Annotated in this window: 16 protein-coding genes; 3 read left to right on the top strand and 13 right to left on the bottom strand. The window is 67.2% G+C overall.

Annotated elements, in window-relative coordinates; genetic code table 11:
- The 3 genes from ACFQ27_RS18695 to ACFQ27_RS18705 form a co-directional block, all read right to left on the bottom strand.
- On the bottom strand, positions 1-342 hold a 342-nt coding region (locus tag ACFQ27_RS18695; RefSeq protein ID WP_377354654.1), incomplete at its 3' end, for an Hpt domain-containing protein.
- A complete protein-coding gene (locus ACFQ27_RS18700; RefSeq protein WP_374344108.1) occupies positions 339-704 on the bottom strand; it encodes a response regulator in 366 nt (121 codons plus the stop codon). The genes ACFQ27_RS18700 and ACFQ27_RS18695, both read right to left, overlap by 4 nt.
- 2 nt (positions 705-706) lie before the next feature.
- Entirely contained in the window at positions 707-988 is a 282-nt protein-coding gene (locus ACFQ27_RS18705; protein ID WP_377354655.1) for a hypothetical protein, read from the bottom strand.
- A 553-nt stretch (positions 989-1541) separates the two neighbouring features.
- Here ACFQ27_RS18705 and ACFQ27_RS18710 point away from each other — a divergent pair.
- A complete protein-coding gene (locus ACFQ27_RS18710) occupies positions 1542-2696 on the top strand; it encodes a saccharopine dehydrogenase family protein (protein ID WP_377354656.1) in 1155 nt (384 codons plus the stop codon).
- A 20-nt stretch (positions 2697-2716) separates the two neighbouring features.
- Here the strand turns inward: ACFQ27_RS18710 and ACFQ27_RS18715 are convergent, their stop codons facing one another.
- From ACFQ27_RS18715 to ACFQ27_RS18745, 7 genes are all read right to left on the bottom strand, one after another.
- Positions 2717-3253 (bottom strand): CC0125/CC1285 family lipoprotein, encoded by a 537-nt coding sequence (locus ACFQ27_RS18715; protein WP_377354657.1) that lies wholly within the window; start codon positions 3251-3253, stop codon positions 2717-2719.
- Positions 3254-3478: 225 nt separating this feature from the next.
- Positions 3479-5452, bottom strand: coding sequence for a methyl-accepting chemotaxis protein (locus ACFQ27_RS18720; protein ID WP_374344100.1), 1974 nt, complete (start codon positions 5450-5452; stop codon positions 3479-3481).
- A 56-nt stretch (positions 5453-5508) separates the two neighbouring features.
- Positions 5509-7524, bottom strand: coding sequence for a TonB-dependent receptor plug domain-containing protein (locus ACFQ27_RS18725; protein ID WP_377354658.1), 2016 nt, complete (start codon positions 7522-7524; stop codon positions 5509-5511).
- Between the two features lie 23 nt (positions 7525-7547).
- Positions 7548-8078, bottom strand: a complete 531-nt coding sequence (locus ACFQ27_RS18730; RefSeq protein ID WP_377354659.1) for a hypothetical protein — start codon at positions 8076-8078, stop codon at positions 7548-7550.
- Between the two features lie 509 nt (positions 8079-8587).
- Positions 8588-10603 carry a TonB-dependent receptor plug domain-containing protein gene (locus ACFQ27_RS18735; protein ID WP_377354660.1) on the bottom strand — a complete coding sequence of 672 codons (2016 nt, stop codon included), beginning with the start codon at positions 10601-10603 and terminating at the stop codon, positions 8588-8590.
- A gap of 23 nt (positions 10604-10626) precedes the next feature.
- Positions 10627-11157, bottom strand: coding sequence for a hypothetical protein (locus tag ACFQ27_RS18740; protein WP_374344092.1), 531 nt, complete (start codon positions 11155-11157; stop codon positions 10627-10629).
- A 488-nt stretch (positions 11158-11645) separates the two neighbouring features.
- Positions 11646-12053: an MAPEG family protein gene (locus ACFQ27_RS18745; protein WP_374344090.1), complete on the bottom strand. Its 408-nt coding sequence runs from the start codon at positions 12051-12053 to the stop codon at positions 11646-11648.
- Positions 12054-12192: 139 nt separating this feature from the next.
- Between ACFQ27_RS18745 and ACFQ27_RS18750 the strand changes: the two genes are divergently transcribed.
- Positions 12193-12402: a KTSC domain-containing protein gene (locus tag ACFQ27_RS18750; RefSeq protein WP_374344088.1), complete on the top strand. Its 210-nt coding sequence runs from the start codon at positions 12193-12195 to the stop codon at positions 12400-12402.
- Positions 12403-12404: 2 nt separating this feature from the next.
- On the opposite strand, the gene ACFQ27_RS18755 is transcribed toward ACFQ27_RS18750, so the two are convergent.
- The gene (locus ACFQ27_RS18755) at positions 12405-13097 is read right to left on the bottom strand and encodes a MarC family protein (protein WP_374344086.1); all 693 of its coding nucleotides are present in this window, start codon (positions 13095-13097) and stop codon (positions 12405-12407) included.
- Positions 13098-13179: 82 nt separating this feature from the next.
- Here ACFQ27_RS18755 and pyrF point away from each other — a divergent pair, with 82 nt between their 5' ends.
- A complete protein-coding gene (pyrF, locus tag ACFQ27_RS18760) occupies positions 13180-13896 on the top strand; it encodes an orotidine-5'-phosphate decarboxylase (RefSeq protein WP_374344083.1) in 717 nt (238 codons plus the stop codon).
- Between the two features lie 6 nt (positions 13897-13902).
- On the opposite strand, the gene ACFQ27_RS18765 is transcribed toward pyrF, so the two are convergent.
- Both ACFQ27_RS18765 and ACFQ27_RS18770 read right to left on the bottom strand, forming a co-directional pair.
- Positions 13903-14373, bottom strand: a complete 471-nt coding sequence (locus tag ACFQ27_RS18765) for a hypothetical protein (RefSeq protein ID WP_377354661.1) — start codon at positions 14371-14373, stop codon at positions 13903-13905.
- A gap of 130 nt (positions 14374-14503) precedes the next feature.
- On the bottom strand, positions 14504-14719 hold the full coding sequence (locus ACFQ27_RS18770; protein ID WP_377354662.1) for a DUF1674 domain-containing protein: 216 nt from the start codon (positions 14717-14719) through the stop codon (positions 14504-14506).
- Between the last annotated feature and the right edge of the window lie 215 nt (positions 14720-14934).

The following is a 14934-nucleotide window of genomic DNA, read 5'->3' on the forward strand; positions in this document are numbered from 1 at the left end:
GGCCAGCAGGGCGTCGCCCGTCGCGGCGGCGGCCTCGCGCCCCTCGGCCAGGGCGCGCATGTGGTCCTGGGCGTCGAGCACCGCGGCCACCAGCTCGGCGGTGGCGGGGACCTGGCCCTTGCGCACCTGGTCGAAGGCCGTCTCACAGTGGTGGGTGAAGGCGGCCAGGGCGTCGAAGCCGAACATGGCCCCCGAGCCCTTGAGCGTGTGCAGCCCGCGGAACACCGCGTCGATCAGGGTGCGATCGCCTGGGCGGTGGGCCAGATCGAGCAATCCGGTCTCGATCTGCTCAAGGAGGTCCTGGGCCTCCTGACGAAAGGTCTCAACCGGATCGGCGCTCACGAGGCGAGCACCTTCTTGACGATGCGGATCAGCTGGTCCGGATCGAAGGGCTTGGTGAGCCAGCCCGTGGCGCCCGCCGACTTGGCCTGGGCCTTGATGTCGGCGTCGCTCTCAGTGGTCAGGAAGATGATCGGCACCCCCTGGTGCGCGGGCTTGGCGCGCAGCTGGCGGATCATGGTCAGGCCGTCCATCACCGGCATGTTGAGATCGGTGATGATCATGTCGAAGTGGGCGGAGTCGGCCTTGGCCAGGCCCTGCGAGCCATCCGCCGCCTCCGCGACCTCATAACCCTCGCCGGACAGGGCCACCTTGATCGCCTGCCGGATGCTGGCCGAGTCATCGACCGTCAGAATCGCCGCCATTTCTATTCTCCCGCCCCAAGCCAGAACCGGCGGCTTTCGGCCGCCTCAAGAAATCCGCCGCGCGTCAGCACATCGAGGAGGGGCTGAGGCGCAGGTGTCGCGAAGGTGAGATCGCCGCCGGCGTCGCGCTTTTCGCGCCGCGCAGCCTCGATCAACTGAACAAGTGTGAGATCAACCGTGGCGTCTTCAGCAACCCGGACCTCTACTTGAGAGTTGTCCCGCAGCGCTAACGACAACCTTTCATGGGCGATCTTGATACCCCGAATAGTCAGATCCCCGCTCAACTCTACCCCGGGGGGCAATTTGCGCATTGTTTTTGCGGATCTTTTCATGGGATCGCCAAGCGTGGTTATCAAAAGTTGAAACTCAACCACAATCACAGGGCGAGGCGATTAATGAACGGTAAAGCCGATTTTCAGGCGCGGACGACTTACAGGTGTCCCGGAGTCGGCGGTAATTATTGGAATCTAGACCCCCAATATGGTACACGTCCGTTATGGATATTGAGGCGTTACTTTAGAGACACCTTTTGAGACGGCGACGGTGGCGCAACCTGCGGGGACGCACCGTCCCGTCGGATTTATCTCATTGATTTTTATCCCGGAATTTCGCCTCATAAGTCCGCTCTGGCGACCTTTGGGATTTTCGGGACAGGCGCACCGCGCCCTGCGTCCGATACGCGCATGAGTGGCGCCATAGGGGCGGAGACCGGATCAGGCGCCGCGCGTGACGGAACGCCGCACCTACCCGCTTCGGGCCGCCCAGAGGTCCCGCGCTTCGGCATTTGATCCCAGGACGGGTTGGCGGCATGGTCCGGCGCACACGAGGGAGCGCGCCATGCGGGCCAATACGGAATTCGACATCATCGTCTATGGCGCCAGCGGCTTCACCGGCCGGCTGGTGGCGGAATACCTGTCCGGGCGCTATGGCGTGGGCGGCGAGGTGAAATGGGCCATGGCGGGCCGCAGCGCCGACAAGCTGGCCCAGGTGCGTGACGAGATCGGCGCGCCCAAGGACGTTCCGCTGGTGGTCGCCGACGCTGACGATCCCGCCTCGCTCACCGCCATGGTGGCGCGGACCAAGGCGGTGCTGACCACGGTCGGCCCCTATCAGCTCTATGGCTCGGCTCTGGTGGCGGCCTGCGCGGCGGCGGGGACCGACTATCTGGACCTGTGCGGCGAGCCCGCCTGGATGCGCCAGATGATCGACGCCCACGACGCCGAGGCCCGGCGCACCGGCGCCCGCATCGTGTTCTCCTGCGGCTTCGACTCCATTCCCTTCGAGCTGGGCGCCTTCTTCGTGGAGGAGATCGCCAAGGCCCGCTTGGGTGCGCCCGTCCCGAGAGTGAAGGGCCGGGTGCGGCGGATGAAGGGCGGCTTCTCGGGCGGCACCGCCGCCAGCCTGCAGGCGACCATGGCCGCGGCGGCCAAGGATCCGTCGATCATCGCCTACCTGACCGACCCCTTCTCCCTGGCCAACGGCTTCAAGGGTCCGGCCCAACCGCCCGGCGACAAGGCCGAGCATGACCCGGACCTGGACGCCCAGGTCGGCCCCTTCGTGATGGCGACCATCAACACCAAGAACGTGCACCGGGCCAACGCCCTCCTGGACCACGCCTGGGGCCAGGACTTCGTCTATGACGAGATGGTGGTGATCGACCCGAATGCGCCGCCGGTGGGCAGCCTGGGCGGGCCGAACATGCCCAAGCCCGGTGAGGGCCCCAGCAAGGAGGAGCGGGAGACCGGCTTCTTCGACGTGGCCTTCATCGGCATCGCCGCAGACGGCCGCCAGGTGCGCGCCGGGGTCACCGGCGACAAGGATCCCGGCTACGGCTCCACGTCCAAGATGATCTCGGAAGCCGCCATTTGCCTGGTCAAGGACGCGACCGAGGTTCGGGGCGGCGTCTGGACGCCCGGCGCGGCCATGGGGAACCGCCTGATCAAGCGCCTGACCGACAACGCCGGCCTGGCCTTCATCGACGAAACCGCCTGATGGACGGCGCCCCGCGCCCTTTAGGGGGCGGGGCGCTGGATCCGCGGCCCGAGGTTGGTCATCACCGCCCGCGCGTCGAAGGCGGTGGGATCGGCCTCCGGCTTCGGGCCGCGGCTCATGACGATCTCGGCGCTGGCCTCGTAGCGGTCGACGGTGCGCACATCCATCTGGTCGCTCCAGAAGGGGTCGCCCCAGAACGGATCCCAGGATCGCCAGCCAAAGCCTGGGCCGTAATAGCGCCAGCTGGGCCGCCAGAAGCCGTAGCTCGGCCCGTACCAGGGATGGAACATCGGGTCCGGCTGCACATAGGTGCGGCTCGACTTGTCGGTCTTGCGGTCGACCACCGTGAAGGTGTCGTAGCCCTGGGCCACGGTCAGTTCAGCGGCCCGATAGAGCAGGTAGCCCTCCACCGTCTCGCGCGAGGTCAGGCTGTTGCCGGAGAAGGTGACCCGGAACCGGTTGGGCTCGATCCGGATCTCGGAGAAGCCGGCGGCGTGCCGCCCGGCCGCGGCGGGCTGATAGGGCGTCGGCGTGGCGCAGGCCGCCAGGCCGAGCATGAGGCCCAGGCTGAGACCTATTGCGGTAAGAGACTTGGCAGTGGGTGAGTGGGCGGCCATGACGCTACCTCGAACAGTGTGCCGTCGATCCTAGACCTAACAGATGGACCGAATTGTGGTTGCGGCCAAGGCGCGGCGGCGCGCCCCGGCAACAGACCGGACACGAAAACGCGCCCGGCGAGGCCGCCGAGCGCGTTCCGTTGGTCAGAGCTCCGGCGTGGGGCGTCAGAACTCTTCCCAGTCGTCGGCGGCGGGCGCCGGCGCAGCGGCCGCGACGGCCGCGCCGCCATAGCTCGCCGCCAGTGTCTCGGTTCTGCGACGCGGCGTCGTGGACGCCGGACGCGAGGCCGAGGTGGCCGGCCGCGGGGAGGAGCGGGCCGGCCGGGAGATCGGCTGATGATCTCCGGTTCGGAATTCGCCGACCAGGCGGGACAGTTCGCCGGCCTCGCCCTTGAGGGCGTGGGTGGCGGCGGTGGATTCCTCCACCATGGCGGCGTTCTGCTGGGTGACCTGGTCCATCTTGTTGACGGCCGAGTTGACCTCGTTGAGGCCGGTCGCCTGTTCCTGGGCCGAGGCGGCGATCTCGGTGACGAGGGCGTCGATCTCGGCGACCTGGTTGACGATGGCCTCCAGGGCCTGGCCAGTGCGGCTGACCAGCTGCACGCCCGAACCCACTTGGGTGGTCGAGGCGGTGATCAGGCCCTTGATCTCCTTGGCGGCTTCCGCCGAGCGCTGGGCCAGGGCCCGCACTTCGGAGGCGACCACCGCAAAGCCCTTGCCGGCCTCGCCCGCCCGCGCCGCTTCGACCCCGGCGTTCAGGGCCAAGAGGTTGGTCTGGAAGGCGATCTCGTCGATCACCCCGATGATCTGGCTGATCTGCTTGGAGGAGTCCTCGATCTGGCCCATGGCCGTGACGGCCTGGCGGACGACTTCGCCGCCCTCGGCCGCGCCGGTCTTGGCGTTCTGGACGACGACGCGGGCGTGGGCCGCGCCTTCGGCCGACTTCCTGACCGTGGCGGTGATCTGGTCGAGCGCCGCGGCGGTCTCTTCCAGGCTGGCCGCCTGCTGCTCGGTGCGCCGCGACAGGTCATCGGAGGCCCCGGCGATGTCGTCGGCGCCCGCATTGATCTGGTTCACGTTGCTGGTGATGACCTGCATCGCGCCCTGCAGACGTTCCATGGCCGCGTTGAAGTCCATGCGCAGGGCTTCGTATTCGGACGGGAACGCATGGTCGATGCGGTGGGTCAGGTCGCCGTTGGACAGGCGGCTGAGGCCATCGGCCAGGGAGGCCACGACGGCGCTCTGGGCGGCGGAGGTCTTGGCGCGTTCGGCCTCGGCCTCGGCGCGGGTGGCTTCCTCGCGCGCCTCGAGCTCCTTCTGCTCGTCGTGCATGGCCGCCAGGCGGGCCTGGTTGTCCTTGAACACGGTGAGCGACGAGACGATGGCGCCCAGCTCGTCCTTGCGGGCGATCTGCTCCAGGTTCTGGCTGGTGTCGCCCGAGGCCAGTCGGCCGGTGGCGTCAGCGATGCTCTGGATGGCCTTCTTCACGCCCAGGATGGCGGCGACCGAGATGCCGGCGACGGCCAGAAGGGTGATCAGGGCGCCGGCCATGGCGATATTGCCCTGCATGGCGGCGGCCTTCGCGCTGGCCTTGGCGTGGCCTTGGGCCTCGACCTGGGCCTTGGCCGTGGCCTCGTCCAGGGTCGCGGTCATGCGCGAATATTGCTGTTCGAACGGCGCGACGAAGGTCGCGGCCGTCGCGAAGTCCATGCCCATCATCGAGCCCACGACCTCGATCCCGCCGCGATAGTCGGTCAGGTCCTTGATCAGGCCGTCGAAGGTCTTCTGCTGATCCTTCGGAAGCTTGGCCTTCAGCTTGGCCAGGTCGCCCTTGGTGGCGTCGGCCTGCGCCATCAGCGCATTGAGCTTTTCCGGAATGGCCGCCAGGTCGGACCCGGCCGCCTGGTTGGTCATCAGCAGATAGAGATCCCCGTGAATAGCGGTGATCTGCTTGGAGATACGGGCCAGCTCCAAGCTGGTCGCCATGTCCTGCTCGACGATGCGATCAATGGCCTTGGTCTGTTGCTGCTGGCTGACGACGGCTCCGCCGGCCACCAGGGCCAGCATGAGCACGGCGAAGGCCGGCGCGACCGCCATCTTCACCACGAGGGAGAGATCGGCGAGACGGAAACTTTTCATCGGGGGTCTCCAGGGGTAGTGCGGCCCCACGAGTGCTTCGTGGGGCCGTCGTCAGTTCACCAGCTCTTGCCGACGGTGAAGAAGATGCGGCGTTCAGCCATCAGGCCCGAGGGGCCCTTGGCCTGGGATTGCCGCTCGTCCAGCAGGTTCTGGCCGCTCAGGGCCAGCTCAATGCCGTAGGGCGCCTTGTAGGCCACGCGGCCGCCCAGCGAGGTGTAGCCCTCGACCGGCTCCAGCAGGTTGCCGTTGTAGGAGTTGAACTTGCTGACGTTGTGCACGTAGCCGTCGACCGCCCACTTCGGGTTGGCCCAGCCGAGCGCCACGTTGCTGCGCCACTTCGGCGTGGTCTGCGCAAAGGCGACCTTGCGCAGGATCAGGTTGGCGTCGGTGGTGAAGCTGTCGTCCTCGACCTTGGTGTAGGTCGTGTCCGCGCTCCAGTGGAAGCCGCCGCCCAGCTTGCCGGAGGCCGCGGCTTCAACACCCCACATCTTGGAGTCCGAGGCGTTCTTGTAGGTGAACACCGGCCAGGTGGTGGCCGTGGGCAGGACGTCCAGGATCGAGGCGCTGAACTGGCCCTTCACGTTCTCGGTCTTTTGCGAGAACAGCTTCAGGCCGGCCTTCACGTTCACCGGGGTGAAGTCGTGATCGACGCCGATCGCGTAGTTGGTGACGATGGCCGGGTCCAGGGTCGGATTGCCCTGGATCAGGCCGCCGGCGGGGGCCGGGGTGGCCGGCGGGATCACCAGACCGCCCAGCTCGAGCAGGGTCGGAGCCTGGACGCCGCGGGCGTAGGTGGCGCGCACCGAGGTGGTCGGGGTGACCTTATAGACCGCGCCCAGATTGACGCTGGTCTCCTTGATGTCGCGATCCCACTGGCTGTTGGTCTGCGGCGGGGCGCCCTTCGGGAAGGTGCCTTCGCGTTCCAGGGACAGCATGTCGTAGCGGGCCGCGGCGGTGAGCGACAGCTTGTCGTTGACCACCCAGTTCCACATGGCCGACGGGGCCAGGACCGTGTAGCGGACCACGCCGCCCACATAGGACGCCGTATCCAGCTGGTTCTGGCGATGCTCCAGCCCAACCCGGAAGGTGTGGTTGGCGCCGACCTTGAACAGGTCCTGCAGGCTGGTGACCGTGATCGTGTTCAGATACCGGCGGCCGGGCGTCAGCGCGTCCAGCTGGTTCTGATAGATCTGGGCCTGGATCAGGCCATAGTTGGTGTCGGCGGTCAGGGTCGCCTTTTCCGACCAGGTCTTCACCCGGTGCTGGGCGTAGGCGAAGGTCGAGATCACCTGGCTGCCCGCCAGGTTGGACCAGGAGCCCTCGACCCGCAGTTCGGTCTTCGGCGTCAGCTGGGCCACGGCGTCCAGGTTGGCGCGGACGGCCGACGGGTTGTGGATCATGGCGCTGGTGACGAGGTTGTTGGACCGCGCCCACTCGTCCTGGTGCTCGCCGCCGCCGGAGATGCGGACCGAGACCTTGTCGCCGATGTTGAAGGTTTCGACCACGGAGACACCGGCGGTCGTGCCGTTGCCGGCATAGACTTCCAGCCCGCCGACCTTATCGAACTTCGGGTTGTAGGTGATGATGTTGACCACGCCGGACACGGCGTTGAAGCCGAAGATGGCGCTGTTCGGGCCGCGGACGACCTCGATCTGGCGGATTTCAGACAGCTGAACCGGCAGGGCCGTCCAGTCGGTGTAGCCGAAGTGGTCCAGATAGACCTGGCGGCCGTTGACCAGCACCAGCAGGCGCGGCGAACGCGCCTGGTTGTAGCCGCGGATGCCCACGTCGGACTGGCCGGCCGAGAAGTTCAGCACGTCCACGCCGGCGACGCGCGACAGGATGGTCGGCAGGTCCTTGGCGCCGGAGCGGTGGATATCGGCCTGGGAGATTATGGTCATGTCGACCGGCACCTCGGTGGAGCGCTGGGGCGAGCCGGTGGCCGAGGTGGTCACCGGTTCATTGAACAGCTGCTCGAGAGAGCCGTAGTCGATCGACTGGGCCGACGCAGGGAGAGCCGCGGCGAGCGCCAGGCCGGCGGCTGCGCCGGCGAGAAGGTGGGTCTTGTTCATGGGAGGTTCCTTGGCCGCTCGGCTCAGATTTCGGTGATCATCATGCGGAAGGCGGCCTTGAAGCTCGCCCCGACAGCCGCGGCCGCCGCCCGGTTCACGGTGATGCTCACCTTCGGTTCGGTCTCGACGCCCATGGCGCAGGCGCCCGACCGGACACACGCCATGTCGGAGCCGATGGTGATCAGCTTCTTGCCCTTGGCGGCCGAGCCGACCGCGCCGTAGTTGACGCCCCCGGTCACGAACAGCGCCTGGACGCCCGCCGCGCCGCCGACGGCGTCGGCTTCAATCGCCTTGCCCACCAGGGTCAGGGTTCCGGCCGCGTAGCCCGAGCCCAGAGCCGCCATCAGGGCGTTCTTTTCCGCCACCGAGGCCGGCTTGGACGGGTCAAACACCACGCCCAGCGTCGCCTTACCGGCAGGTCCGTTCTCCAGGAAGGTGAGCGCACGGCCCGCCACCCCAAGGTCCTTCGCCGCGTCCGCGTGCACCACGCCCGGCGCCGCAAGCGCCAGGACCGCAGCTGCCGCGGTCAGCGGCAATTTGATCTGATCTCGCATTCCTATCCCCTCGCCCATTGCGGGCTAAACACCGGTCGAGATGGCGCGCTTAACGGTAAATGTAGGTTAATAGGACCCTGACTGCGACAATTTGGATCAATATCTGAGTCACCATGTTAGGTACTCGATATCGGTATGACCGGGTTGGCGTCGGCCATACTATGAATATCGCATCAGACGGCAGATTACTCGTCGACGTGAATACGTCGATTTATGCCATGTAAATTTGCTTTAGCCGCAATTTGGGTACGTTTTTTGCGGCTCAAAGACGCCGCATTGACCAGCAATACCTTAGCGCTACTTCGCTTCAATTCATGGGATGGCGTTCGGCGAATACTGGTTTCGGACAAGTTGTCGCAGACCGCGTTTTGCCCCTCAGCGTCGTCCGGACACGGATGTCCTGGGTTTAGTCGACCGCCAGGCACAACCCCCGGACCACCCCGGAAGAGACAGGGCCGGTCCCGCAACGCGGCGAGACCGGCCCATCTTCACCCCCGAAGGGGGCGATCTCACCAGCTCTTGCTGACGCTGAACTGGATGCGGCGCTCGGCTTCCAGACCGCGGGTCTGCTTCTGACGCTCGTTCAGAAGGTTCTGGCCGGCGAGGGCCAGGGTGACGCCGTTCTCCATCTTGTAGCCCACCCGGCCGGAGAGGCTGACATGGGCGTCGACCGGGGCCAGAAGCCCGCCCACCATGTGGTAGAACTGATAGTCGCCCACATAGTGCAGGTTGGCGTCGGCTTCCCAGGGACCCTTGACCCAGTCGAGGCCGATGTTGCCGCGGCCCTTCGGCGTGGTCTGGGCGAAGGCGACGTTGCGCAGCACGGTGTTCACGCCGGCGAACGGCTGATCCTTCACGTCCGTCCAGGTGTAGTCGACGCGCCAGCCCAGTTCCGGGGTGGCCTTGCCGGAGGCGGTCAGCTCAACGCCCTTGGCCTTGGAGTCGAGGCCGTTGATCTGGGTGAAACCGCCGTTGGTGGTCAGGGTCGGGAAGAAGTCCAGCGTCGCGGTGCTGATGCTGGTCTTGATGTCCTTCCAGTCCTGTTGGAACAGGCGCACGCCCAGCTTCGCCTTGATCGGCGCGAAGTCGTGGTCGTAGGCCAGCTCATAGTTGGTCAGGATCGACGGCTTGAGCCGCGGATTGCCCACCAGATCCAGGGTCATCGGGCCGGCCGCGATCGGCAGCTCCAGGCCGCCCAGCTCGATCAGGCTCGGCGGTTGCACGCCGCGGCCATAGGACAGGCGGAAGGTGTCGGCGTCGGTCGGCCGCCAGGCGACGGTGGCGTTGGCGCTGGTCTTGGTGATGTCGCGGTCCCACAGCGCGTTGTTGGCGTTGGGCGAGCGCGGCAGGAAGGGACCCGATCGCTCCAGGGACATCTTGTCGACCCGCAGGGCGACGGTGGTGGCCAGCTTCGGATTGATCTGCCAGTTCCACATGCCCGAGCCGGACACCACGTCATAGCTGACGTCGGAGGTGTTCATCGGCGCGATGTTCAAGGTGTTGTGGCGGTATTCCGCGCCCACCCGGAAGGTGTGGGCCGTGCCGACCTTGAACAGGTCCTGCAGGCTGGCCACCGTGATGGTGTTTTCCCAGTTGATGCCGCCGGCGATGGCGTACTTCGCCGTCAGCTGGTTCTGATAGACCTGTGCCTGGATCGTCCCGAACCGCGTGTCCGAGGTCAGGGTCGCCTTCTCGGAATTGGTGATGGCTTTGGCCACCGAATAGGAGGTGCCCGTCGCCATCAGGGATTCCTGGACATTGGCCCAGGAGCCTTCCACCCGCAGGGTGGTCGAGGCGCCCAGTTGCGCCACGGCGTCCAGGTTGGCCGTCACGGCGCGGGGATCGTGGACCTGATCGACGGTCACGGGCGTGCCGACGCGATCCCATTCGTCCTGCCGGCTGGCGCCGACCGAGAGGCGGGCCGAGAGGGCTTCGCCGAGCTTGAAGCTGCTGACCAGGGAGCCCTGGCTGAAGCCGTTCGTGCCGACCCGCGCGGTGACCACGTCGGTGTCGTCGAACTGCGGGTTGTAGGTGATGATGTTGACGACGCCGGACACGGCGTTGAAGCCGAACAGGGCGCTATTGGGGCCCTTCACCACCTCGATCTGGCGGATTTCTTCCAGCTGGACCGGGATGGTGGCCCAGATGGTCATGCCGTAGTGGTCCAGATAGACTTGGCGGCCGTTGACCAGCACCAGCAGGCGCGGCGAGCTGATCTGGTTGTAGCCCCGTACATTGACGTCCGTCTGGCCGGCCGAGCTGTTCAGCGCGTCCACGCCGGCCACGCGCTGCAGCAGCGCCTGCAGGTTGGTGGCGCCGGAGCGGCGGATCTCGTCGGCCGAGATGATCTGCATGTCGGCCGGGGCTTCGGTGGAGCGCTGGGGCGAGCCGGTGGCCGAGGTGGTCACGGGTTCGCCGAACAGCTGCTCGAGAGAGCCGTAGTCGATCGACTGGGCCGACGCAGGGAGAGCCGCGGCGAGCGCCAGGCCGGCGGCTGCGCCGGCGAGAAGGTGGGTCTTGTTCATGGGAGGTTCCTTGGCCGCTCGGCTCAGATTTCGGTGATCATCATGCGGAAGGCGGCCTTGAAGCTCGCCCCGACAGCCGCGGCCGCCGCCCGGTTCACGGTGATGCTCACCTTCGGTTCGGTCTCGACGCCCATGGCGCAGGCGCCCGACCGGACACACGCCATGTCGGAGCCGATGGTGATCAGCTTCTTGCCCTTGGCGGCCGAGCCGACCGCGCCGTAGTTGACGCCCCCGGTCACGAACAGCGCCTGGACGCCCGCCGCGCCGCCGACGGCGTCAGCTTCAATCGCCTTGCCCACCAGGGTCAGGGTTCCGGCCGCGTAGCCCGAGCCCAGAGCCGCCATCAGGGCGTTCTTTTCCGCCACCGAGGCCGGCTTGGACGGGTCAAACACCACGCCCAGCGTCGCCTTACCGGCAGGTCCGTTCTCCAGGAAGGTGAGCGCACGGCCCGCCACCCCAAGGTCCTTCGCCGCGTCCGCGTGCACCACGCCCGGCGCCGCAAGCGCCAGGACCGCAGCGATGGCGCCGCAATTAATCTTGAATTGGTTCTGCATCTTTTCCCCTCGCCCCATCTGGGTCGACGACAAAGCATGCAGTACCGTCTTGAATAAGCAAACTAAGGCGGGATCCTATACCTTTCTTACGGAAATATAAGATACGCGTTACGCAGGATCAATTTGGTCATACTTTAGGTTAACGGCGGCTCAGGTTGGGTCATACCTCCAATTATACAGATCGAAATCTGTGATGATTGGATTTTTGACACCGAATGACAAAAGCGCCAGGGCGACGTCATCAATAGCGCGCAAGCAGCGCCTAGCCGGCGACCGAAGCAGTAAGGCGGTATGGCCGGTGCGGAAAACTGCTGGCTTAACCAAACTTGACTGTTGTGGACATGATGTCGCACCCGCCCGGCGGTGCGCCGAACGGGTGCGAAAAAGCCTTAAAATTCAGAAGAGCACACCCAGGATGGGGTCAGACTTCGCCACACCCCCAGGTCGAGTTCGTCGGGCCGCGGGGTTCGCGCGGCCCGCCGCGCTGGTCAGATCGCCGAGGTCGTGACCATGGCCCAGACGATGCGGCCCAGGGCCCCGAACATCAGCACCGCGGTCGCCAGGAGCTGGATCAGGAAGCCCGCCTCGCGCTTGCCGGGATCGGCCACATAGCCGGTGGCGTAGAGGATGCGGCCCACGATCCAGACCAGGCCGGCGACGGCCGCGATCCGGTCATCCCAATAGACCGCGAACAGCCACAGGCTGGGCAGGAAGATCGGCAGCCACTCCAGGGTGTTGGCCTGGACGCGGACGCTGCGCTCCAGGAGCGGGTCCCCGGTCATGGTCGGGGCGGCGATGCCGGTCTTGCGTCGGGCGCCCCCGACACGCAGGCCCATCCAGAAATAGACAAGCAGCGCCAAAAGCGTGACGATGGCGACTTCGTAGTGCGGTTCCATAGTTCCCCCTGATTTGAAGTCTGCTGCGGTTCTTTCTGCGCAGCCAGGGGCGCAAGTTCGCATGGCGTACGCCGCACGGGAACCTCCCGCCGGCCCTTCAGCGTTTTTGCAGACACCACGGCCATCCAGGAGGACCCGGATGCCTACCGAATCCGCCCAGATCCGCGACATTCGCTATGACGAAAGCCGCGCCAAGCTGACCGTCGATTTCGAAGATGGGGCGGCCCACGTCTATGTGGGCGTGCCCGGCGAGGTGCACCGAAGCTTCATGGTCGCCTCATGCCGGGAGGATTTCCTCGCCGAGGAAATCTCCGACCAATATCCCTATAACCGATTGACCTCGCGGTAGATTTACCGGCCGTCCTGGTAGGGCGCCGAGGCCTTCTTGAGGATGATGTCGTGGGTGGAGTCCGCCACCCCGGCCAGGACGAACTGCACCGCCATGGCGCAGAGGATCAGGCCCAGCACCCGCACCACGATGGTCAGGCCGATCTTGCCCAAGAGCCGGGTGATCAGCGGGCTGGCCCAGAAGCTCAGCATCACGCTCAGCGACACCGCCGCGATCACCGCCACCCCGATGGCCGCGCCGGCAAGGCCGAACTCCTTGGCCGAGGCGGCGTAGATCACCACGGTGGAGATGGCCCCCGGCCCGATCAGCAGCGGCATGGCGAAGGGCACGATCATGCGCTCAAAGCGCCGCCGCGCATGGGCCCGGCCCTCGCCCTCCACCGCCTCGCCGGCCCCGGCGAAGGTGGTGACGAAGTCATCCCGGGCCATGTCGAGCCCCAGCAGGAACAGGATGATGCCGCCGGCGATCCGGAAGGCCGGCAGGGAGATGCCGAAGAAGGCCAGCAGGCTGAGGCCCGAGAAGTAGAAGAAGGTCAGGAAGAACAGGACGAAGAGCGCGATGTAGAAGGCGATCAGCCGCGCGTCCCGGCTCTTGGTCCCTGAGGTCGCGGCCGCGAACAGCGGCACGTTGCCGATCGGATCGATCAGGGCGAAGAGGGCGACGAAGAAGTTGACGGCGAAGTCCTGCGGGCTCATGAGCGCCTCTTAGCCCAATTCGTCCGCTTCGCCGACCTCCGCCGTGCGAGAGGCCGCGCGCCCCTGCCTGGAGAGCGCTTCCATGTCCAGTCTCGTCGCCGAACTTCCCGCCAAGGCCGATCCCCGCCTGATCGTGCCGCTGGACCTGCCCACCGCCGATGAGGCCCGGGCCATGGTCGAAGCCCTGGGGGACATGGTCAGCTTCTATAAAGTCGGCCTGGAGCTGTTCGCCACCGACGGCATGGGCCTGGCCCGCGAACTCAAGAGCCAGGGCAAGCAGGTGTTCCTGGACTGGAAGCTGCACGATATCGGCACCACGGTGCAGCGCGCCGCCGCCGTCCTGGCCGACACCGGCTGTGACCTGCTGACCGTGCATGGCGAGCCGCAGGTGATGGCCTCGGCGGTGCGTGGCAAGGGCCGCTCTGACCTGAAGATCCTGGCTGTGACCGTGCTGACCAGCCTGACCGACGCCGACCTGGTCGAGATGGGCTACGCCCACGGGGCGCGGGCCCTGGTCGAGCGGCGGATCCACCAGGCGGTGGAGGCCGGCTGCGACGGGGTGGTGGCCAGCCCGCACGAGGCCGCGCTCGCCCGCGCCATCGGCGGCAAGGACTTCCTGGTGGTGACGCCGGGGGTGCGCCCCGACTGGGCGGCCAAGAACGATCAGGCCCGCGCCGCGACCCCGGCAGAGGCGCTGAAGTCCGGTGCCTCTCACATCGTCTGCGGCCGTCCGATCACCGCCGCCAATGAGCCCCAGGCCGCGGCCCGACGCATCGTGGCGGAGATGGCCGGCGCCTGATCCGGCTTAGTGGCCGCAGCCGCCGCCGCAGCCACCGGGCTTGCCGTGGCCGCCCTTGCCGCCGCCGCCGATGCGCACGGTGACATGGCTGCTGGCCGAGGCCGAGGCGGTGGCGCTGGCCCGGGCCGAGGCCCCTGAGCCTGATCCGGACCCGGAGCCGCCGCCCACGATGACATAGCCGCCCCCGCTATAGCCGCCCTCGGGGATCGGGCCGACGCCGCCGTCATAGGCGAACTCCGGCCCCAGGGTGAGCGCGCCGACACAGGTCCCGCAGGGCGGGGCCGGCGGCGGGACACAGCAGGGCGGCGCGCCGCAGCAGCGCGCCCGGGGCGGCGCATAGTATTGGGCGGCGTAGCCATAGGTGGGCACGCCATAGCCCTGGGCCACCTGCAGAGGCGCCTCGCGGACCGGCGCAGCGCAGCCGGCCAGGGCGAGGGTCAGGCCGATCAGGGCCAGGCCAAGGACAGGCTTGAACATGGGACGCACTCCGCCGGAACTGGCGAAAGCCTAGGGTTGTCCCCTGACGCACGCGACCGTTCGCCCCTGGCGGGCGATGACCACTCGCCTGACGGCGCGCAATTTAACCTTAAGCGTTCAAAGGCTTGGCTCAGAAGTCTGAGGCGATGCCCTTGCGCTCCCAGTCGCCGAACCGGGTCGGCTCCGGGCCCGCGGGTCCGCCCAGCTCGTGGGGCTGCGCCTCGGCCCCTACCTTCGCCTCAGCCTGTCGCCGCGCCTCGGCCTCTTCCAGGGCGCGGATGGCGGCCGCGCTGAGCGGCTTGTCGGGGGCGGCGTTGGGGGGAAGCGGGGCGGACATGGCTCTCATCTAGTCCGCCGCCGTCCCCGGTTCCAGGGGTGAGAGATGAGAGCGGGCTTGCGCAGGAGCCCAGAAGCGGGCACGCCGCGCCGGTGACTGAGACCTCTGACGATATCCGCGGCCTGCCCGCCCGCCGCGCCGCCCTCGACCTGCTCACCGCCGCCCTCGCCCGCCGCAGCGGCCTGGACGAGGCGGCCGGCGCCAACGCCTTTCGCGGGCTGGAG

The organism is Phenylobacterium conjunctum (assembly GCF_042679085.1).
Lineage (GTDB): Bacteria > Pseudomonadota > Alphaproteobacteria > Caulobacterales > Caulobacteraceae > Phenylobacterium > Phenylobacterium conjunctum.